Genomic DNA, 19,709 nt, shown 5'->3' with positions numbered 1-19,709 from the left:
TAAAAATATCTATCAGTAACAAACCTATAAACATTAAATCTATAAATAATGTAACAACGAGCTAGGGTTATCCAACCTAGCTCACCCTACATAAAGGACTTACACCATGAAAAAATTAGCGACTCTTATTTCTGCTGCTCTTCTTTCTACAACGGTATCTGTATCTGCACAGGCGCAAGATACAATGGCAATCGTTCTGTCTACATTGAACAACCCATTCTTCGTAACCATGAAAGATGGCGCAGAAGCGAAAACGGAAGAGCTAGGCTACAAGCTTATCGTTCTTGATTCTCAAAACGACCCAAGCAAAGAGCTTTCGAACATTGAAGATCTAACCATTCGTGGTGTTAAAGCAATCCTGATTAACCCAACGGATTCAGACGCTGTGTCTAACGCTATTCGTATTGCTAACCGCTCAGACATCCCCGTATTAACGCTAGACCGTGGTGCAAGCCGTGGTGACGTAGTGAGCCACATTGCTTCTGATAACGTAATCGGCGGTGAAATGGCGGGTCACTACATCATGGAAAAAGTGGGCGAAAAAGCAAAAGTAATACAACTTGAAGGTATTGCTGGTACATCAGCAGCTCGTGAACGTGGCGAAGGCTTCATGAACGCAGTAAACGGCAGCGACCTTGAGCTTCTTGCAAGTCAACCTGCTGATTTTGACCGTACTAAAGGTCTGAACGTAATGGAAAACTTACTTGCTGCAAACCCAGACGTACAAGCAGTATTCGCTCAGAACGATGAAATGGCGCTAGGCGCACTGCGCGCAGTTCAAGCTTCAGGCAAAGACGTAATGATCGTTGGCTTTGATGGCACTGACGACGGTATTGCTGCTGTTAATCGTGGCCTACTTGGTGCAACGGTAGCACAACAGCCTGACCTAATCGGTTCTCTGGGTATCGAAATGGCAGACAAAGTACTGAAAGGCGAAACAGTAGACGAGTACGTACCAGTACCTCTAAAAATTGTTGCTAAGTAATTAAATCCAACATCGATTAAATAAAGCAAAAAATAGAGCGACACATAGGCAGGGATTCCCCTATCCCTGCCTTATTTACCCAACCCAGACAGTGCATCGCTGTTTCTCAATAAGTCGTCTAAAAAGGCGTGTAATTAACGTAATGAGAAAGACCCATGCATTTTCAAATACGATATATCATAAGGCTCGTATCATGACTCAACTGATTGTTTTAGGTAGCGTTAACGCTGACCACGTATTGCAAGTTCCTTCGTTCCCTCGTCCGGGTGAAACCTTGATTGGCGGTAATTATCAGGTCATTCCTGGCGGCAAAGGTGCAAACCAAGCGGTGGCTGCTGCGCGATTAAACGCAGATATCGGCTTTATCGCCTGTGTTGGTGACGACCCATTTGGTATCAACATTCGTCAAGATTTTGCTAAGGACGGCATCAACATCGACGGCGTTATCGTTGCAAACAACACCCCGACTGGCATCGCGATGATCCAAGTATCCGCAACAGGCGAAAACAGCATCTGTCTTTCTGCGGAAGCAAACAACAAGCTGACTTGCGACCAAATCAAGCCGCACCTAGAGAAGATTCGCAATGCTAAGTACCTGCTGACTCAACTTGAAACGCCAATTGAAGGCATTGAGTTCGCTGCAAAAGTGGCCAAAGAGAGCGGCACGCAAGTGATTCTTAACCCGGCTCCTGCTCGTCCATTATCGGATTCACTGCTTGCTTGTGTCGATGTGATAACACCCAACGAGACCGAAGCGGAAGTCCTAACAGGTGTGACTGTAACTGACAACCAGTCCGCTCACCAGGCGGCTTTAGCTTTGCATGCGAAAGGCATTGAGACTGTGATGATCACACTTGGCGCGAAAGGCGTTTGGGTTAGTCATCACGGTCAAGGTAATGAAGCTAGCGAAGGCGAATTAATTGCCGGTTTTCGTGTTGATGCAACGGATACTACCGCTGCTGGCGACACATTTAATGGTGCATTAGTGACAGGCTTACTTGAAGACATGCCATTACAACGCGCGATTAAGTTTGCTCACGCCGCGGCTGCCATTTCAGTAACTCGCTTTGGCGCCCAAACATCTATTCCAAGCCGTGCTGAAACGGATGCTTTCCTAGCCGAGCAGGTTTCGGCTTAGTGTATTGTTTGGTCTGTAATTAGACCGCACAAATACCCAAGCATAAGCCCCTGTTTTCAGGCAGAATATTGCGCAACGTGGACAAGTTATTCCCACAAGGATTTTTTATGGCAACAATGAAAGACATCGCACGGCTCGCAAAGGTTTCTACATCGACCGTGAGTCATGTGATCAACAAGTCACGTTTTGTCAGTGAAGAAATAGCTGAGCGTGTTAACAGTGCGGCTAAAGAACTCAACTACGCGCCTTCTGCACTGGCTCGTAGTTTGAAAATGAAGCAAACCAAAACCCTGGGTATGTTGGTTACCACGTCTACTAACCCATTCTTCGGTGAAGTAGTGAAAGGTGTGGAACGTCGTTGCTATGAAAAAGGCTACAACCTAATCTTGTGTAACACGGAAGGCGACAGTGAGCGTATGAAGTCATCCATTGACACTTTGCTACAAAAGCGAGTCGATGGCTTAATGCTGATGTGTTCAACTCTTGAGGGTCAACACATCGATGTCTTCGAGCGTTACCCTGAGTTGCCTGTCGTAGTCATGGACTGGGGCCCTATGTTATTTGCGAGTGACAAAATTCAAGATAACTCCCATCAAGGTGGTTACATGGCAACTAAGCACTTGATTGATAATGGGCACTCTCAAATCGGTTGTATCACAGGTCCACTGCATCGCAATCAAGCCTCTTCTCGCTATAAAGGCTTCCAACAAGCAATGGAAGAAGCCAATTTAACGATCAATCCTCAATGGATTGTTGAATCAAACTTTGAATGTGATGGTGGCTTCGATTCTTATCAAACACTGAAAACTCGTGGAACAATGCCGTCAGCCTTGTTCGTCAGTAACGATATGATGGCGATGGGTGTAATTCACGCTGCGGCGCAAGATGGCACATCGATTCCAAACGATCTTTCCATTATTGGCTACGATGATATTCATCTTTCTAAATACATGACGCCAGCGTTAAGTACGGTCCACCAGCCAAAACACCGTTTAGGTAAAGCTGCTGTAGACACGTTACTTAACCGACTAAAAACACCTGACGCGTCTCCTCAAGTTGTTGAGTTAGAACCAACGTTAGTTGAACGAAGCAGCGTAAAAGTGATTTAGTGCGCCTTCAGACTAAAGCAAAGCCGTAAAGCACAGAAACAGTGTAAATTAACTCGCTAAAGCAACAATCCAAACAACAGACCCCAATAACAAAGGGCAAGGTTAGTCACCTTACCCTTTTCGTTCCAGTTTTAAGTCTAATGCTATGTTGAGTTAAGATTTGGTTCTGGTAAAACTGGCGGTGTGCTGTCCATGTAGGTTAAGAAGTTTCCCCACACCTCATGCGTTCTTTTTTTAGTCAGCTCGGTTTTGCAAGACAATGCCATGAGGCCTCTAATAGATCCATCACGCCATTGGGTATACACCGAGTCACAATGTGCAGTCATGTAAGCTTGCCAACTGTCCTGAGCAACCTTGATTGAATTCACCAATTCCTCATCATAAGCATTGTGCTTAAAGCTAGCTTCAAGGTATTGGTCAAGTTCCAGTTGTGCAGATTCCAGACTAATAGATGCACATTGGTTAATCTCTAATGTTGTCATCGCATTTTCGCAATCGATAGCATCATCTGATGCTGATACCAGCAAAGGCACACAAGTTAATAACACGACCGATAAAACCTTTTTCATTGCCTTCTCCTACTCCCAAAGCACATATATACCCCTATTATTGCCACGTGTTACGAAACTTAGATACATGAGTGGCCAGTTTCCGATAGCTGCGTTTGGGGTTATGACACAAGATGACAAAAGCATATAGCCACAGCACAAGAAACATCGAAAACAAGCCTGATTGAAAAGCACTGAGGTACAACTCCGGAAGCAAGCCTATTACCTTTTGGTATTTATCGATTGGAATGGTTGTCTTACTGCTCATCAAATCATACGTTAAGCTTATTGGACCCAGGAAAGTCCAAACTAAAAACCAAGATACCCCAGCGACAGGAACTAAGCTCAGTAAAGGCTTAAATTGCTTAACTGGAAAAATGAAGTACAAAAGCATTAACAAATACAGAGTGGCCAAAAATAAGCTCCATGCATTGACACTGATTTCAAAAATCCAATAACGCTCGTCTACATACATGATTAAGACTATCGCCCCAAAAACACTAAGTGATAATAATTTTCCTATATTTCTCGTTTTAGAAATCCTGATTAGTATATAGCCAATCAAAAGAAGGAAGCACGAAAGCCAAACTAACACTTCTGGTTTAGTCCCTAAAAGATGAGGCTCGGCTATATTCGTTAAAATCAGAACTGCGTAGGTAGGAGCAATCATCAAATAGACGATTAAAATTCGTAATAACATCCACATTAATTTTCTTATCATTGTTACCAAGCCCGCTTACTTCGCATTACTTCTAAAGCCTCATATCAAAATCTAATGATGGAAAGATGCACAATGTACTACCTCAGAAACCCCAAAAACCGTTGAACAAAAAATCATCACATCTAACCCTAAAGGCGCATCTAACACTCTGATTTTTATACTAAGACTAGAAAAGCCTCTATTTCAATAAATAACTCATGCGCTTATTCACAATATTTATGAATAAGCTTGCGTTATTATCGTTAAATTTATAAATTAAATTGAATACTCACGATAATCGGCAATACTTTTCCAATTATGGACATTAAGTATCAACACTTCGCTAAAACATCATTCTACTTTGCCATTTCGTTCTTTTTTTCTATGGCTTTGCTTATTCCTTTTACGCCGCTTCATTATCAAACGTTAACCGAAGACTCATCGAAATTAGTTGAAACAAGGCTTGCGGGAATACAATCAAGGTTTGACCTTTTTCTCTCAGAAATTTCGCCAGACCAACCTTGTGACTCGATTGTTATGCAGCTTCGTCAAAACGTTTTTGATGCAGATTGGGTAAAAGAAGCGGCGGCTTTTAACAAGGACGACCAGTTTTACTGTTCAACCACCGATGGTGAGGTTTCGTTTCGCTTGTACAAAACGATTAGGCAGCGACTCAATGACAGTCCGAATTTAACCACGCTATCGTATTCAAATTCAGCCATTACTCAGGTTCAATCTATCATGCTCATTTTCTCAAATAAGGAAGATGTAGGGGTAAGCCTGATGATACCGCCCCACTTCATCTATGATCTCGTAGAAAAAAACCTGAGCAATTATGGAATTCAAGCCAAAGTTGAAGTGATAAAAAGGGATATTTACCCATCAGACACTGGGGCACACATTGCCAAAGTGCAAATACACTCAAATACTTACCCACTCACTATCACGTCATACATTGGGTATCAGTATTACTTAAACTTCTTATTGAGCTACTCATGGTTTGGCTTTCTGATGGCTGGAATCATTACTATCAGCCTTATCTCGATCAAGTATAAAAAACAGAGCCAACATAGCTTAGAGTACTCACTTTCTAGTGCGTTAAAAAACAAACACCTCCATTTACACCTGCAACCAGTCGTTAACCAACATACCACTGAAATAGTGGGCTGTGAGTCACTCCTTAGGTGGAGCGACCCTGTTGAGGGTAACGTGTCCCCTGCCATATTCATTCCACTTGCAGAAAGCTTAGGATTGATTGAGGACCTGACTTACTTTGTGTTGCGCGAAGTACTCAACACGATAAAACATAATCAAGAGTTATTTGATTCAAAATATATTAGCGTCAATATAAGCCGAAATGTCGTTTCCAATAGTAACTTCGCGAATAAAGTGATGAACATCTACAAGAAACACCCAGACATTCTAAAACGTGTGGTTTTTGAGGTTACTGAAGACGGCGAATGTTCTGACGCCGATATGGTCAAGATAAGAAGTAACCTAACCAAACTGTCTGAGTTAGGTGTGAGAGTTGCAATTGATGATTTTGGGACAGGCTATGCGGGCTTAGATTTTGTGAGACAGTTTCCGTTTAGCATTCTTAAAATTGACCGTGTGTTCGTAAAAAACATATCTGACGAGTCCAGCTTTGGCTTGCCTTTACTTGAGTCTATGTTGCAGCTTGCTCACACGTTAGGGATGCAAGTCATCGTTGAAGGAGTCGAATACGAATCACAAACAAAAATCCTCTCTAAACTGGGCGTCGACTACATTCAAGGCTTCTATTTTTATAAGCCAATGCCGATAAACCTAGCGCTAAGCTTACTCAAGCAGCAGCATTTCGAGCTTAGTCGCGGCTATCAAGCGCCGGCTCCTTCTTCATCAGAGTTAGGCCATTCTTAAATCAGACTGATACGTTTTGTGCCACTCTGTTCTTACCTTCATTCGTATACCAAGGTAGTCAGAGCTCTATTTTTAGAGCTCTGACTACCTTTTTAGGTTCAAAAATCGCTCAACCACACACTATGCATTTGTACACCTAACAATCTAATCTACAATAACTATAGGTTTTTATAGTGTGGAATACGTGACTTTATGTTTGCGAGTTGGTTTGATGATATTTCTCTGCAGAGAAAGCTCTTAGTTAGCTTTTCAATTCCAATCGCATTGATGGTTCTTGTTTCATTCTCTGTCCATAAAAACACCCAATCTATGGTCGAAGATAACCATTGGGTGGTCCACACTCACAAAGCAATTGCTCGAGCTCAAGAACTGTTAAACCTAGCCATTGATATGGAAACGGGTCAAAGGGGCTACCTCATTACGGGTGACCCTGTATTTCTTGAGCCTTATCACCTTGCACTTGATGTTTGGAACCAAAAAGTTCATACCCTTTGTGAACAAGTAAGCGATAGCCCTAAACAAGTCGAGCGTCTCCGAAAGATAGATGCGCTTCATAAGCAATGGCTTAAGGAAGCAGGTGAAAAAGAAATCGCCCAACGTAGTTTAGTAGGCAATGGCACAACTACGATGCAAAATGTGATTGCTTTAACTCAGAAACAAACGGGCAAACAACTTATTGATAAAATTCGTAACGAGATAGCCGAGTTTATTTCAATCGAACAAAAGCTTATTCAAATTCGAGTGAAAGAATCCGATCACTCCGCCAATCAAACCAGTTATGTGCTATTTCTAGGAACGCTATTTTCAACGTTCATTTCTCTGCTCGTAGCAGCATGGTCATCCAATCGCATCAAGAAACGTATTCACCTACTCCTTAACGCGGCGAATCAAGTGGCGGCTGGTCATTTAAAGCAAGTCGCTTCCATGCTTGACCGAAGCCCCTCGATGAGTGGTAACGATGAAGTTGCTCAACTCACCCACAGTTTTCAGAAAATGGCGACGACTCTGGTTAAAAGCAACAATCAAATGCATGCCTCAAACCGTGATCTTATCGCTGAACGTAAAAAAGCCGAAGCCGCCGCTAAAGCGAAAAGTGAATTCCTTTCAACGATGAGCCATGAAATACGCACCCCTATGAATGGTGTACTTGGCATATCGCAGATCATAGCTTCCCAGACTAAAGAACCGGCTACCAAAGAGAACATCGAAGTCATTCTCGATTCAGGCCAACACCTGATGACAATACTCAACGACATCCTAGATTTCTCTAAAGTGGAGGAAAACAAACTCGAATTGGATATTGCTCCGTTTAACTTTGAACAAGTTATTCGACCGGTCTGCAGTGCAATTAAACCGATGGCAGACGAAAAGAGTATCCGTTTAATCGTCGATAACGAGGTGCCTAACAACATAGACCTTATTGGGGATTGCGCGAGGTTGCGCCAAATCTTGTTTAATTTAGGGGGCAACGCGGTCAAGTTTACCAATGAAGGCCACGTATTGTTCCAGTTAGCCCTTAATCATCAGGACAACAAGCTCCTTCTGACCATAACGGATACTGGCGTCGGGATCCCGAAAGATAAGCACCAGCATATATTCAACTCGTTCGAACAAGCGGATGCATCCACAACAAGAAAATTTGGAGGCACAGGGCTTGGGTTAGCTATCGTTAAAAAGCTCGTGGAGTTAATGGGAGGTGAGATAACTCTAAACAGTGCCGTAGGGCTTGGAACCAAGTTCCACGTATCATTACCTATCACCTGGCAAGTACACAAAGCAACAGAAACCAACTCAGATCTGATCAGCACGGACGAACCATTCAATAATCCACTGAACGTGCTGCTAGTAGAAGACAACCGTATTAACGCCATTGTTGCTAAAGGCTTTTGTGAAAACTTCGGATATCATGTTGAACTGGCAGAAAACGGAAGAATCGCGACGGAATACCTGAAAACAGCAAAATATGACCTCATCTTAATGGACAATCACATGCCTGAAATGAATGGAGTTGAAGCAACACAATTTATTAGACAACAGCTTGGCTTAAACACTCTGATATTTGCTTACACCGCCGATGTGTTTCGCGAGGCTCACGACAGCTTTATTGAAGCGGGTGCAGACCACGTTTTAACAAAGCCGTTGCAGCAAGAGAGTTTCTTCGATGCCCTACAGCAGTTTTCTTCACGGCTGCCTAAACACGCTAATAGCGAATCCACGACTGATATAACAAGCAATGTTATCGAACTTCACAGAGAGCCCATTGATAAACTAAGCCTAACAGAAGAAGAGATTAGCCAATCAGAGGTTATTCAATCGTTTAAAGAAAACCACCACGACCTGATCGTGCTTTTGAAGTCAACATCGAGAGAACTTGAAGAGTCCATCGATCAACTCATCGAGGCCTACATTCAGCAGGACCTTAAATCTATAAAGAATACTTTACACTCAGTAAAAGGGATGGCTTTGAACCTCGGGCTAAACATGTTGGCACACCAATTGACGGCTCTTGAAAAGCAAATAAAGCATCAGCAGTTGCCAGAAATAGATCAACTTCAAAAGCTCATCAACCGCATCTTAGTCAATGAACATCAGGCTCAACGAATGATAATGGCTTATGCTGCGCCAGTAACTTATATACACGGCCAAGTACATTAAGATCGAGAATCTAAGCCTGACTTCTCGTCGCATATAAGCTCTACCTAAGTCTGCATTAACGTTACCCACCATCAAACCCACTAAGCAGACACTCCTTGTTACATAAGGCACTAAAAAATAACGAAAGAAAACGCGAATACGATGGGTCTTCTTTGAAGAACATTTAATTTCATCGCATCGTTGAGTGCATCACAAGGGATATCATGGAAAAGAAACTTCAAACCAAACTGGCGACTAGCCTACTGCTGCTGAGAATCGGCATTTTTATCGTCTTCTTGTTCTGGGGCTTGGATAAGATCCTTGTACCTGAGCATGCAACAAAAGTACTGTCTGGCTTTTACGGCATCGACATCTCGGACAACGCAATAATGGCTATGGGTGTCGCGCAGCTAGGATTCTTAGGTGCGTTTGTTGTCGGCATGTGGAAAAAGTACACCTACGGCGCGATTTTGGTCCTGCATGCAGGTTCAACTTTCGCCTCTTTTGGAAAATACATGGACCCGTTCAATAACCTACTGTTCTTTGCCTCTTGGCCAATGTTCGCAGCCTGTATCGCACTCTTCTTACTTCGCGATTACGACACTTACAGCGTTACCAACTAACACAAAGGGCGCCTGCTATCGGCGCCCTCTTTGATTGTCTTGATTCTTAAACGTTTGTAATAGCCCTTTATCTGCGGGTGAAAGCTTTAAGAACGCTATTTGCTACAGAGTTACTTTCTAAGTAGTACTCTAACGAAACGTATGGGGAGCTTTCATAAACTGAGCATGAAGCACCAACTCGCAAATCTCCAACGGCTTTCGAGTAGCTTGATTTACCAACTTCAAATTGGAATTCTGGATAATACTCCTGAAACTTGTCAACCAAATAGCCTAAAGCTGAAATACATTCGCTCTTACTGATAAAACCCCGCTCGATTTTAACTCGCCCCACCAATCCAGAGCCATTGTCAATTGTAACTTCGTAGTCAGATATAAAACTAAGCTTTGAGTCAGTATCTAGATCTAGAGGCACTCGAAAATTAGTAATTGGACTATCAGTGGCAATATTGAAGTTTTTCAAAGGTTCGACTGGGAAAGGTTTAGCTACTTCAACTGCAAATAAAGAGAGTCCTTCACCTTGAAATGTTGTGTGTTGTTCCATTGAGCTAAAGTCACTCCCCATCATATAACCAAGGGCGGTCATGCACGCCATGACTAAACCTATTTGCATTTTGTACATCTAAATCCTTAGACTATCGATGAGCTATAACGAATGACAGGGAGCCCCTTTCCAAGGATCTGCCACACTTGTGTAATAGCTAATTGCACCGAAGCTATCATTTGAACAAAATTTAAAGTCTTGTTAGATGACGATTACTCCGAAATTTTGAGCTCTTGCGGATTAAACTTGTAGTTGTAACTATTCCATTTTGAAGCAATACCAATATCATAACCGTAGGTAAGAGTTACTTTAATCAAGTTTTTATTTAGCGACTCTGGGTAAGTATAAATTATAGTTTGGACTAGTTGCTTTGCGATCTCTGAATCTCGAACACTATCTTTATAAAGAAAAGCTTGAGCTTTCACATATGTCGTTGTTTTACTCCCAGAGTTTGATGAAGTGAAAGTTGTTGCACCTTCTGTGACCCCTGCATATTTTACTGACTCATTATTATTGATTGCTTTCTGTGTTACTAACAGTCCCTTGAACGATTCTGATTGAGTTAAGTCAGAAGTAAGAACGGGGACAAGGACCGCTGTAACAAATAAGCCGGTAACCACTACTAAGTGAGGTCTCCAGACTGATGGCAACTTTTCAGAACTAGCCTCTGCATTTACGACATAAGTGCCTACGGCAAGATCATGTAATGACTGTCGAGTTACGCGATTAAAAATATATAAGTAAGTAATTGAGCATAAGCCACCAAATACGATAAACGATAACAGGTACATTAAATATGGGATTACTGCTTCGTTAGTAATTTGTGCTCCATTCAGAGAAAATGGAACGGCAAGGAAGCTATACCTCAAAAAGGACTTTGGTAGGCTGATAGTTGAATTGCATGAGTCAACAACTCTTATATTTAGAAGCTTTTTCCCTATTGTCTGGCCATTTAATAAAGAGCTATTCATTACACCAAAATATGTAATTGACACAACAAAGCCAATCAACCTTCCCCACTCACCAAGCTGGACGAAAACATCTTCTAGAAATAAGCCGACAACATACCCCAATACACCTAAAAATATTGTGTCAATAAACAAGGCTCCGATTCTCGTCCAAAAACCACAAATCCATTTTTGTTGTACTTCTTCCAAAATATAATCCTTACTATGATGCTTGAAAGTAATTTAGCAAATGACATGGACTCCACCTTTCGAGGATCTACCATACGTATGTAGTACCTAATTTCACCGCAGGTACCATATCTGATCATTCTTATTTCTACACAATCGAGCTAGTTAAATCCTATCTCAATCTTCATGTTGAAGGCCAAAATGTTAAGGTCATTCTTCATAAATCAGCAATAGAGCTAAGCTACTGACTACAATAGCAAATATACCACTCATGCGTATAGCCGTTGAAGCGTGTGATGGTGCACATTATTGGGTAAGGAATACTTGGCATAGTGTCTGATATCCAATGTAACCCAGTTTTTAAGGCTACTTATGAACCATTACTTACGACAGGAAAATCTACAAAGTAGCGATAATTGCCTGCATGAACAAGATAGCTGTAATACTTAATTCAATGCTAAGAGACGGTGTAATGTGGGATAAGAATAGCGTCAAAAATTGGCTATTGACGCTATAGTAGCTAGCTAGCTAGGCTAAATTTCTGCTAGCGACTTTTTACAAGTAATTGAGAATTCGTGGTTTTCTTTTGCGATAATTTTAGCTTGGATAAATAATTCACTCTGAATGTCTTTAGCTTGTTCTTTAGATAAATCCGGCCAAATTAAAGTAGGTAAGTCAGGAACCACATTCAAAGCACCTAGTTTAATAAACAATGAGTTACACTCATCCTTGGTTACTTTTTTTACAGGCTGAAAACCCGAGATCTCAAGACCGAGAGTTGATTCATCTTCAAGGAGATTGAATGTAAACTTTTGCTTACCTTCAAGTTTAGTAAACAGATTTATCGCTGCGGTGAATGTAGCCAGTTGATTTCTTCCCGCCTCATAAGATGTTAGGGGGGTGGACTTCAAGTCCTCTAATACGCTAATTTCCGCTGCAGCCACAGGCGCAGCTACTAGCATAGCAGACAGCACTAATTTCTTCATTTCTTACTTCCTTGTTACATGGACACTAAACATTATTTATAACAATAACTTACAAAATACGAACAGCCAAAACTAAATATTCAACTTATTGCATTTTTGCACTTCAGCTCACACAACACTTACATTCACAAGAAGAATGCTTAATTTCCACTATTTGCTTTAACGAATAAGGCAACTGCAGCCGAAAAGTAGCCAAGGCCACGACGTATGCGAATCGTCGATAAATAGGCCGAACGTATAGCGTCAGTCCAAACCCCATTAACACAAGGTGAGCGGATGTTTGACTGCCAGGGGAGTCCATGTGGCCCTGTTAAGGGGTGATCAACGTAATACCGATGTCACCGCCGCATACCACCTTAATCACTAAACCCAACGCACAGTAGACATACCGAGCGTTGCGAATCTATCTTCAACGCTTTGTTATAAAGCTTTCCCAACAAAATGCGAATTCAAACACATTTTTATAAAAATGACTTACCAAACACATATTAAATCAGTAACATAGCATCCAATTTCACTTAAAGGACTAAAAAAATGGAAAATGTACAACCAGTCAATTCTGAACTAACTCAAGTAGACAAAAACGCAAAAACTCATGCTATTGTCGCATACGCGCTAATGCTATTAGGCTTTTTTACCGGTATTAGTTTTCTAATTGGCGGTATCTGGGGAATAGTCAAAAAGTCCGATGCTCAAGGGACAATTTTTGCAGACCACTACGACAATATTACTAAAACCTTTTGGGTTTCTATCATTTTAACAATCTTAGGTGCTGTTACAGCTGTATTTGTAGTCGGTTATATTTTCCTATTGGCAGCTGCTATTTACACTCTTTGGAAGGTAATCTCTGGTTTAGCGAAGATAACGTCAGATAAAAGCTTCAGCTAAGTTAATTAGAAGGCAGGTAGCTGATTAGCTTCCTGCTTTATAGCGAATTATATGGATTTTCTTCTAATTTTCATGCTTTAGCCAAAGTCGATTCCTTCAATTATTTTCATCGGTATAACACCGTACTAAGCGAGCCAAAATAGTGGTTTAAAATGTTTAGCGAAACGAAAGATAAACCAATATTTGAGCTACGTTTAAGTGCCTTGTTAGCTTTTACTCTGATGCTACAACAACATTTTCTACTGGCTTGAATAAACACACAGCACCTCCATTAGTTAAGCTCACGTTATAGCGCATGTCACAGTTCACTGCTATAAACATAATTGGGAGTTGTTCGTTTCCAAATGAGTTGGGCAAAAATGCGATTTTTTGGCCCGTCTTACACTTTCCAACATTATCAGCCACCTTCCAGCTAACAGCCGTACACACTGTCTGCTGATCAATGTCAGTTGCGTGTACTTGTAATGGGCTAAATAAAGCAATTGATGCTAGGAAAAGATTGGTAATGACTTTCATATAAAAACTCCCTTTATTTTGAGATGTTCATTTATTAACTAGAATTACAGAATGGTTTTTAAAGCTGACGAATGACATGGATTCCCCCTACCGAGGATCTACTACACTTATTCAGTGCTCAATTACACCGGGTCAACTACAGAATATGTCTTGAACGCTTTGTTATATTTTTATTGCTTGCCTATGATTGGATTAAACACTTCCCTGAGAGCTTTTTCTATAACTTCGACACCAAAATATGCTCTCGGATTTATATTAAACTCATGAAAACTATACCTTAATTCGACACCAGAAAGTAATTCAGGGCGACTTCTAAGTTTTAACGCATATGTACCCGACTCTTCGCTTCCATCTAAATGATTGATAATCCTATCACTCAAATTGTCACGCTTACCGAGGTATAACGGTATAAATTTCCCTTGCTTTAAACGGGAGATATGATTCTTCGCTCGACTCGGATAGTACCTAGAAACCCCTTTAGGAAGGTTTTTTGATCTAATTACTCCCCAACTATTACCAAAGTCTTCAAGATATTCATAATCTTTGAAGTTAAATTTAGCTTCAAAGTAATAAATCCCAGGATTTGATGGTAAAGACAGATCACTATTTGGGGCATTTAACGCTAAAGTTCGGCTCTGTTGTTTCAGTTTTCTTGCTAATGACCAAATAAATTTTGGAGCTACTAAAGAATCCCGTATTTGTCCCAGCTTATCCAGATTTACATCAAAGTCGTTCATCATACACTCCGAAAATATAACGCCTTGCTAAGTAGTGCTGACGCCTACTAGCAAAGCCTACATCACTTCAAACCAAAAATGCCACACGTATTAGCATCTACTTGAGCAATTTGTTAGGTAATGATTCCCTTGCGCACATCATTATATGTTTTGTTATGCCATTCTAAGCTTTTAGCAGATATATCATGGTCTTCATGCCTCGTTATTTTCTCAGGACGGATACCAATAACACGACCTGACGGTTCAACTGTAAAAGCGAATTTGTCGAATAATGCATGATGATTAGGGCATAAACACAGCATATTAGAAATAACATCATCCCCACCATAGGGGTTCCCTAATGGAATAATATGGGCCCCTTCAGAATATTTTCCTTTGGGCGTAAGCAAGACCTCATTGCAAACCTGACAGGTATTGTCATACATTGATTTTACTTCCAGAGTTACTTTTGTATCTCTAACTATTCTGCTAACAACACTTTCGCTTCTTTTTGTACCCACACCTACTGAATCAACTGAATTTAGTAATTTTTGATGGATATTAGCAATTAATAATAAACGCTCAGCAACGACTCTGTCTACTTTGTATAAATACCCCTCACAGCGATTACCCAATTTATTAATTGGAGAATATAGATCCGGCAGCTCATCTAATATCAATGGCACAATACGATTTAAACTCACACGCTTATCCAACAAGTGATAATCACCACTTACAGTATATTCAATCGCATCAGAAGTTTTAGGCTCAGAAGATGCTTCTATAACAGCTTGAAAACCATCGCTATCAAAAGAAAAAATCAAATCTCCCTTTCGAACATCCATGATTCGTAATCGTGCATGGTGTGTACTATCAACATGAGAAAGGATTACCCCTCTACTCAACTCTTCTTTAAAGTTCGCTTGATTTACCCAATAGAAATTCAAATATATATCCTTAATTACCTAACGAATGACATGGATTCCCCCTACCGAGGATCTGCCACACTTATGTGGTACTTAAATGCATCGGAGGCACCATGTCTGATTATTCTTATTTCTGCGGTATCGACCTAGCTAAAAACCACTTTAGTCTTCATGCCGTAGACCAAAATGGTAAGGTCATACTTCATAAGTCAGTAACCCGCTCTAAACTACTGACTACAATAGCAAATATGCCACTCATGCGTATAGGTGTTGAAGCGTGTGGTGGTGCACATTATTGGGCAAGAACACTCAATAAACTGGGTCACGACACCCGCATTATGGCCGTTAAATACGTAATTCCTTATCGAACCAAGGGAAAGAACGACCTTAATGATGCCGTTGCCATATGCGAAGCTGTTCAGCGGCCATCAACTCGCTTTGTGCCTGCTAAGTCCCCCGAGCAACAAGCTATCTTATCGGTACATAGAATGAGAGAGCATTGAGTTCGTGAACGCACCGCGCTTATGAATCGCATGCGCGCCCTACTTTCTGAGTTCGGGTTGATCATTCCCGTTGGTCGCTCTTCATTGATGAAACAGATTCCCTTAATGCTCGAAGATGCAGAAAATGAACTGCCACATCTCGCTAGAACGGTGATTGCCGATGCTTATCACCACCTTGGTGAATTAAATCAACGTATCGCCGATACCGAGCAAGTCTTTGACTCTTTTGCTAAGGTCAGCGCTAATGTTCAACGAGTGATGAAGGTTCGAGGCATTGGTCCTCAAACCGCTACTGCGATACTCGCTTCGATAGGCAATGGCTCTCAATTTGATAAAAGCCGTGATTGCCAACCTTGGCGACAAGCAAGATAAATTAAGTCAGTGGTGTCGCGGCGTTCTAGAACGAAGAGGAATAAACCGAGCAATAGTGGCACTGGCCGCGAAGAGCGCACGAATTATATGGTCGCTTTTACACAATCAAACAGAATACGAAAACTATGCTGCTTAAATAAAAAACTAAGCAGCATAAAGAGTTAAACCCACCGGGTCATTGCAGACGCTAATGATGGAGATAGGTTAAGACCACTTACGGAGAGCCTGTTAATGCGGCGGACACACTAGATGTAATCTAACGAATAAGGCACCGCAGTCGCGCAAAGTCATCAGGACCACGACGTATGCGAATCGTCGATAAGTAGGCCGAATGTAGAGCGGCAGTCCAAAACCCATCAACATAAGTTTAGCGGATGTTTGACAACCGGGGGAATCCATGTAGCCTTGTTAAGGTGTGAGGCACGCAATACCTGAGCCTCCGCATACCACCTTAACCACTAAAATCAACGCATAGTAAAAATGCCACACTTGCCGAATCACTCTTGAACAATTTGTTAGTTTGCATATAGCTTAGGTAAAAACCATTTAAAATTTGCGGATGCTTCAGAATCCCAAGGCCAAACACCAGAAGTATCCGGATAGATGAACTGAAGGACTTTGAAATTATTGCCTTTGTAAAGCCAGTTAGCCCAACCAAAGTATTCAGCGTAGTATTCTGGACTTACTTCTTTAAAAGTTATATTAAATCCTTCAAGGAAGTCTGAATAGTATTCATCTGGCTTAAATATCTCACCAGCTTTAACTCTATTGTTGTATTCGTTTGCAATCCAATGTGCTACTTCTTGATTTAAACCGGTGATTATTATCTCTGGTTGACTGCTTGTTTTCTCTATACCAATTGAATAAGAGAATCCTGGGTACTCATCCTCTTCCATTATATGGAGAATATGACATCCGCACTGTTCTATATCTTTAAGCGCTTTTTCTTCGTATTGATCCATAATCTACCTTTGTAAAACTAACGCCGCGTTAAGTAGTGAGCAACGCAGACCACCAAACCTAAACCATTGTGCCGTAAACACTAAATTCAAAGCAAACCGAAAATGCCAAGCGTTGGGAATCTGTCTTAAACGCTTTGTTATGCAAATAACTCTACATGCCGATCACACGTTCTACAATCAAGCGGTCAGTTTGGGAGAATGGCAAAGGCAATTCGCTTGTATCGAACTTAGATAGTCCTTTGTACTCTTTTTTATCGGCAAAAACGCTACCTGTCGCTATTGAAGTTGTTCCAATTCTTAAGTCATCGCGGTACACACCGACGATAAATGTGATCATAGATATTGGATCCTGACCCGTAAAATTATACGAGTACTCTGCAACAAACTCACCATCATTAAGCTTTGATGCCGTGACGCTCATAACTTGCAACTCAACATCCGAGATTACATTTGATTTATCCATATGAGCCATCGGATTCAATGAAAGCTCCATATTCTCCGATTTTTGTTTTTCAATTGCTGCATTCATAGAAGTACCAAATGCTTCAGTGATAGTATCTTTATCATTCACAACGATATTCCCACCAGTATTACCCGCGACAACACCAGCCCCACCGATTTGATTTGATGCAGCTTTTGGACTCATTTCTCTATTTAGGCTCACTAATCCCCAAAAAGCTAACAAAGCGGTCAACCCAATACACATAGCTAGACTAAATACAAACCCAATCCAAAACTCCTGTGTATTTTTGGCGTCTAGAAATTCTTGAATTGTTGGAGGTCTGACAGGAATCATAATATCTCTCTTCAATAGTTTTAATGCTATCAAATGAGATTAGACTAAGCATGCAAGTCAAACCTGTCTCACTATTTAGAATTTAGTTGCATAACGCCTTGCTAAGTGGCTGATAACGCACACTCAACCTAAAGCAACGCACCTTAAACACAAACCTAATTGGAACTGAAAATGCCAAGCGTTAACAGTCCATTTAAGCAATTTGTTAGTTTGCCTACTCGACCAAGCCAAAGGCTGGGTACCAAGGTGCTGAATTGACAGCTAAAATAATGAATTCGAGCGCATAAGTAAACTGAACCGTTCAAAACTCAAACACCACCAACAAAACGCGCTTGGCTAAGAAGCAGCATGCGCTGGAAACCTACAGTTCCACGCGTTTCAAATAAGAAAGGATTCATACGAAAAACTTGAAAACCAAGTGCGCGATTACCCCACTTTACCGCAAAGTATCAGCAACAAAGAAGAAGCGAAAAAGACCTTTAAGAAAAGAACCAAGTAAGCGGTAAAGGAATGAGTAACGCGTAATTACTGGGACGAAATACAGCCCAAGAATGATGATAATTTTAATGACAAATTACGAGAAAAGAACAGGTGAACATTCTAAGCGTAGAACCAAGCTTTACCCTTAAAACTCATTTCTACACTTAGCAAACTAACGCCGCATTAAGGTGTGAGCGGCGCTTGGCTATACTTGAGCGAAGCGAAAACGCCAAGCGTTGCGAATCACTCTTAAATGCTTTGTTATAAAACAACTGGTCCCTTCATCTGAAAGATGTCTACATATGTATCAAATGATGTATATACATCTTGAGTCAAATTCGTTTGACCAGTGAGAATAGAACCAAAAACGGCAACTAACCCGTTAACACCATTTGATGCCTTCAAAACCTGTTCTATCATGGCAACTGGATACCCTTTGCTATGTCTATCAACAGCATGTAAGCCTCCATGAACGTATGAGCTTAGCGGTTTCCAAGAATACTCTTTAAATTCGAGAATAGGATCTACTGCATTTTTGGGGGCCTTCTTCTCCAACTGGCTAATCATTTCGCTCAACATCGGCAAATTGTTGGCTCTTCTTTGATTTTCTTCATTTAGCTCTGCAGTTAGTTTGCTTACTGCTATATCACTTGCAGCATACAGTACCCACATTCCCCGAACTAGACTCTCGAACTGAAGCCTTAATAGCCCAAGGGCAGACGTGAAGTTTCTGGTCGCTAGCAGAATCTTTAAACTTTCAGCGTGCTCCAATGATACGCTGCACATTATTCTGCTTACTCGAATCCTATCAGAACCATCATACAGCGGTTGCCTTAGTATGTAGTCAACATAGTTCTCGTATTCAGCTGACCTTGAGAGTAATTTATCGATGCTCTACTCCTTGTTTTATAACAGCTATATTAGACAGAATAATTCTGTATTTTGTCCCTGAAACAATTCTGTCTAGTCATCTCAACAGTTCAGGCTCGGTCTAATAACCCATTTAATAACAGAACCTTACCTGATTACTGCTTTATCGAACATGACGAAAAGCAGAAATTTTCCATATAGTTCCAGTAAAATGCAGAAAACACCTCAATGTGTGAGTTAATCGTTACCTTCTTCGGTGATTTACTGGCCAAATCCTAGACAATTTTGATCTAAGTCTTTGGGTTGGGTGATGAGTGAACCGCAGTTCAGGCAATGAATTGTCACGGATTGGGGAGCTGTACACTCAAACAAAAACGCCGA

18 protein-coding genes and 3 pseudogenes are annotated in these 19,709 nt (G+C 41.1%); 10 read left to right on the top strand and 11 right to left on the bottom strand.

The window, feature by feature from the left end; translation table 11 throughout:
* Positions 1-106: 106 nt before the first annotated feature.
* From rbsB to OCW38_RS17040, 3 genes are all read left to right on the top strand, one after another.
* A complete protein-coding gene (gene rbsB / locus OCW38_RS17050; protein ID WP_261896339.1) occupies positions 107-985 on the top strand; it encodes a ribose ABC transporter substrate-binding protein RbsB in 879 nt (292 codons plus the stop codon).
* Between the two features lie 193 nt (positions 986-1,178).
* Positions 1,179-2,123 carry a ribokinase gene (gene rbsK, locus OCW38_RS17045; RefSeq protein WP_010429073.1) on the top strand — a complete coding sequence of 315 codons (945 nt, stop codon included), beginning with the start codon at positions 1,179-1,181 and terminating at the stop codon, positions 2,121-2,123.
* Between the two features lie 107 nt (positions 2,124-2,230).
* Positions 2,231-3,232 (top strand): substrate-binding domain-containing protein, encoded by a 1,002-nt coding sequence (locus OCW38_RS17040; RefSeq protein WP_016766764.1) that lies wholly within the window; start codon positions 2,231-2,233, stop codon positions 3,230-3,232.
* Positions 3,233-3,375: 143 nt separating this feature from the next.
* On the opposite strand, the gene OCW38_RS17035 is transcribed toward OCW38_RS17040, so the two are convergent.
* Both OCW38_RS17035 and OCW38_RS17030 read right to left on the bottom strand, forming a co-directional pair.
* Positions 3,376-3,801 carry a lysozyme inhibitor LprI family protein gene (locus OCW38_RS17035; protein ID WP_016766763.1) on the bottom strand — a complete coding sequence of 142 codons (426 nt, stop codon included), beginning with the start codon at positions 3,799-3,801 and terminating at the stop codon, positions 3,376-3,378.
* A 37-nt stretch (positions 3,802-3,838) separates the two neighbouring features.
* Complete coding sequence (locus tag OCW38_RS17030) at positions 3,839-4,486, bottom strand: hypothetical protein (RefSeq protein WP_016766762.1); 648 nt, start codon at positions 4,484-4,486, stop codon at positions 3,839-3,841.
* 312 nt (positions 4,487-4,798) lie between these two features.
* Here OCW38_RS17030 and OCW38_RS17025 point away from each other — a divergent pair, with 312 nt between their 5' ends.
* The 3 genes from OCW38_RS17025 (at position 4,799) to OCW38_RS17015 (ending at position 9,636) form a co-directional block, all read left to right on the top strand.
* Positions 4,799-6,379, top strand: a complete 1,581-nt coding sequence (locus OCW38_RS17025; RefSeq protein WP_016766761.1) for an EAL domain-containing protein — start codon at positions 4,799-4,801, stop codon at positions 6,377-6,379.
* A 192-nt stretch (positions 6,380-6,571) separates the two neighbouring features.
* Positions 6,572-9,034, top strand: a complete 2,463-nt coding sequence (locus OCW38_RS17020; RefSeq protein ID WP_016793635.1) for a CHASE3 domain-containing protein — start codon at positions 6,572-6,574, stop codon at positions 9,032-9,034.
* A 203-nt stretch (positions 9,035-9,237) separates the two neighbouring features.
* Complete coding sequence (locus OCW38_RS17015) at positions 9,238-9,636, top strand: hypothetical protein (RefSeq protein ID WP_016766759.1); 399 nt, start codon at positions 9,238-9,240, stop codon at positions 9,634-9,636.
* Between the two features lie 67 nt (positions 9,637-9,703).
* On the opposite strand, the gene OCW38_RS17010 is transcribed toward OCW38_RS17015, so the two are convergent.
* Positions 9,704-10,255, bottom strand: coding sequence for a hypothetical protein (locus OCW38_RS17010; protein WP_016766758.1), 552 nt, complete (start codon positions 10,253-10,255; stop codon positions 9,704-9,706).
* Positions 10,256-10,389: 134 nt separating this feature from the next.
* Positions 10,390-11,334 carry an RDD family protein gene (locus tag OCW38_RS17005; protein WP_016785137.1) on the bottom strand — a complete coding sequence of 315 codons (945 nt, stop codon included), beginning with the start codon at positions 11,332-11,334 and terminating at the stop codon, positions 10,390-10,392.
* A gap of 107 nt (positions 11,335-11,441) precedes the next feature.
* Here OCW38_RS17005 and OCW38_RS17000 point away from each other — a divergent pair.
* Together OCW38_RS17000 and OCW38_RS16995 are read left to right on the top strand one after the other, a co-directional pair.
* Positions 11,442-11,632: pseudogene (locus OCW38_RS17000) on the top strand (IS110 family transposase); the annotation flags it as partial.
* A gap of 4 nt (positions 11,633-11,636) precedes the next feature.
* A pseudogene (locus OCW38_RS16995) lies at positions 11,637-11,830 on the top strand (IS110 family transposase); the annotation flags it as partial.
* Positions 11,831-11,846: 16 nt separating this feature from the next.
* Here the strand turns inward: OCW38_RS16995 and OCW38_RS16990 are convergent.
* Positions 11,847-12,299 carry a hypothetical protein gene (locus OCW38_RS16990; RefSeq protein WP_016766756.1) on the bottom strand — a complete coding sequence of 151 codons (453 nt, stop codon included), beginning with the start codon at positions 12,297-12,299 and terminating at the stop codon, positions 11,847-11,849.
* Between the two features lie 534 nt (positions 12,300-12,833).
* Here OCW38_RS16990 and OCW38_RS16985 point away from each other — a divergent pair.
* Positions 12,834-13,187 (top strand): DUF4870 family protein, encoded by a 354-nt coding sequence (locus OCW38_RS16985; protein WP_010429040.1) that lies wholly within the window; start codon positions 12,834-12,836, stop codon positions 13,185-13,187.
* 213 nt (positions 13,188-13,400) lie between these two features.
* On the opposite strand, the gene OCW38_RS16980 is transcribed toward OCW38_RS16985, so the two are convergent.
* The 3 genes from OCW38_RS16980 to OCW38_RS16970 all read right to left on the bottom strand — a co-directional run bounded on the left by OCW38_RS16980 (position 13,401) and on the right by OCW38_RS16970 (position 15,366).
* Positions 13,401-13,703 (bottom strand): hypothetical protein, encoded by a 303-nt coding sequence (locus tag OCW38_RS16980; protein ID WP_010429037.1) that lies wholly within the window; start codon positions 13,701-13,703, stop codon positions 13,401-13,403.
* Positions 13,704-13,873: 170 nt separating this feature from the next.
* Positions 13,874-14,440, bottom strand: a complete 567-nt coding sequence (locus tag OCW38_RS16975; protein ID WP_016766755.1) for a hypothetical protein — start codon at positions 14,438-14,440, stop codon at positions 13,874-13,876.
* 113 nt (positions 14,441-14,553) lie between these two features.
* Positions 14,554-15,366, bottom strand: coding sequence for an HNH endonuclease (locus tag OCW38_RS16970; RefSeq protein ID WP_016766752.1), 813 nt, complete (start codon positions 15,364-15,366; stop codon positions 14,554-14,556).
* A gap of 92 nt (positions 15,367-15,458) precedes the next feature.
* Between OCW38_RS16970 and OCW38_RS16965 the strand changes: the two are divergent.
* A pseudogene (locus OCW38_RS16965) lies at positions 15,459-16,356 on the top strand (IS110 family RNA-guided transposase).
* Positions 16,357-16,735: 379 nt separating this feature from the next.
* On the opposite strand, the gene OCW38_RS16955 reads toward OCW38_RS16965, so the two are convergent.
* The 3 genes from OCW38_RS16955 to OCW38_RS16945 all read right to left on the bottom strand — a co-directional run bounded on the left by OCW38_RS16955 (position 16,736) and on the right by OCW38_RS16945 (position 19,244).
* The gene (locus OCW38_RS16955) at positions 16,736-17,182 is read right to left on the bottom strand and encodes a DUF4262 domain-containing protein (RefSeq protein WP_016769198.1); all 447 of its coding nucleotides are present in this window, start codon (positions 17,180-17,182) and stop codon (positions 16,736-16,738) included.
* A 151-nt stretch (positions 17,183-17,333) separates the two neighbouring features.
* Positions 17,334-17,978: a hypothetical protein gene (locus tag OCW38_RS16950; RefSeq protein WP_016769196.1), complete on the bottom strand. Its 645-nt coding sequence runs from the start codon at positions 17,976-17,978 to the stop codon at positions 17,334-17,336.
* Positions 17,979-18,719: 741 nt separating this feature from the next.
* Positions 18,720-19,244 carry a DUF6988 family protein gene (locus OCW38_RS16945; protein WP_016769197.1) on the bottom strand — a complete coding sequence of 175 codons (525 nt, stop codon included), beginning with the start codon at positions 19,242-19,244 and terminating at the stop codon, positions 18,720-18,722.
* Positions 19,245-19,709: the final 465 nt, after the last annotated feature.

It is taken from the genome of Vibrio cyclitrophicus, from assembly GCF_024347435.1.
In the GTDB taxonomy this organism is placed as follows: domain Bacteria; phylum Pseudomonadota; class Gammaproteobacteria; order Enterobacterales; family Vibrionaceae; genus Vibrio; species Vibrio cyclitrophicus.
This window is presented reverse-complemented; position numbering and strand designations above follow the sequence as displayed.

Bases quoted from the DNA above. Each gene is read 5' to 3' on its own strand.
- rbsB (WP_261896339.1), top strand. From the start codon at position 107: ATGAAAAAATTAGCGACTCTTATTTCTGCTGCTCTTCTTTCTACAACG.
- rbsK (WP_010429073.1), top strand. From the start codon at position 1,179: ATGACTCAACTGATTGTTTTAGGTAGCGTTAACGCTGACCACGTATTG.
- OCW38_RS17040 (WP_016766764.1), top strand. From the start codon at position 2,231: ATGGCAACAATGAAAGACATCGCACGGCTCGCAAAGGTTTCTACATCG.
- OCW38_RS17035 (WP_016766763.1), bottom strand. From the start codon at position 3,801: ATGAAAAAGGTTTTATCGGTCGTGTTATTAACTTGTGTGCCTTTGCTG.
- OCW38_RS17030 (WP_016766762.1), bottom strand. From the start codon at position 4,486: ATGTGGATGTTATTACGAATTTTAATCGTCTATTTGATGATTGCTCCT.
- OCW38_RS17025 (WP_016766761.1), top strand. From the start codon at position 4,799: ATGGACATTAAGTATCAACACTTCGCTAAAACATCATTCTACTTTGCC.
- OCW38_RS17020 (WP_016793635.1), top strand. From the start codon at position 6,572: ATGTTTGCGAGTTGGTTTGATGATATTTCTCTGCAGAGAAAGCTCTTA.
- OCW38_RS17015 (WP_016766759.1), top strand. From the start codon at position 9,238: ATGGAAAAGAAACTTCAAACCAAACTGGCGACTAGCCTACTGCTGCTG.
- OCW38_RS17010 (WP_016766758.1), bottom strand. From the start codon at position 10,255: ATGTACAAAATGCAAATAGGTTTAGTCATGGCGTGCATGACCGCCCTT.
- OCW38_RS16990 (WP_016766756.1), bottom strand. From the start codon at position 12,299: ATGAAGAAATTAGTGCTGTCTGCTATGCTAGTAGCTGCGCCTGTGGCT.
- OCW38_RS16985 (WP_010429040.1), top strand. From the start codon at position 12,834: ATGGAAAATGTACAACCAGTCAATTCTGAACTAACTCAAGTAGACAAA.
- OCW38_RS16980 (WP_010429037.1), bottom strand. From the start codon at position 13,703: ATGAAAGTCATTACCAATCTTTTCCTAGCATCAATTGCTTTATTTAGC.
- OCW38_RS16975 (WP_016766755.1), bottom strand. From the start codon at position 14,440: ATGAACGACTTTGATGTAAATCTGGATAAGCTGGGACAAATACGGGAT.
- OCW38_RS16955 (WP_016769198.1), bottom strand. From the start codon at position 17,182: ATGGATCAATACGAAGAAAAAGCGCTTAAAGATATAGAACAGTGCGGA.
- OCW38_RS16950 (WP_016769196.1), bottom strand. From the start codon at position 17,978: ATGATTCCTGTCAGACCTCCAACAATTCAAGAATTTCTAGACGCCAAA.
- OCW38_RS16945 (WP_016769197.1), bottom strand. From the start codon at position 19,244: ATGTGCAGCGTATCATTGGAGCACGCTGAAAGTTTAAAGATTCTGCTA.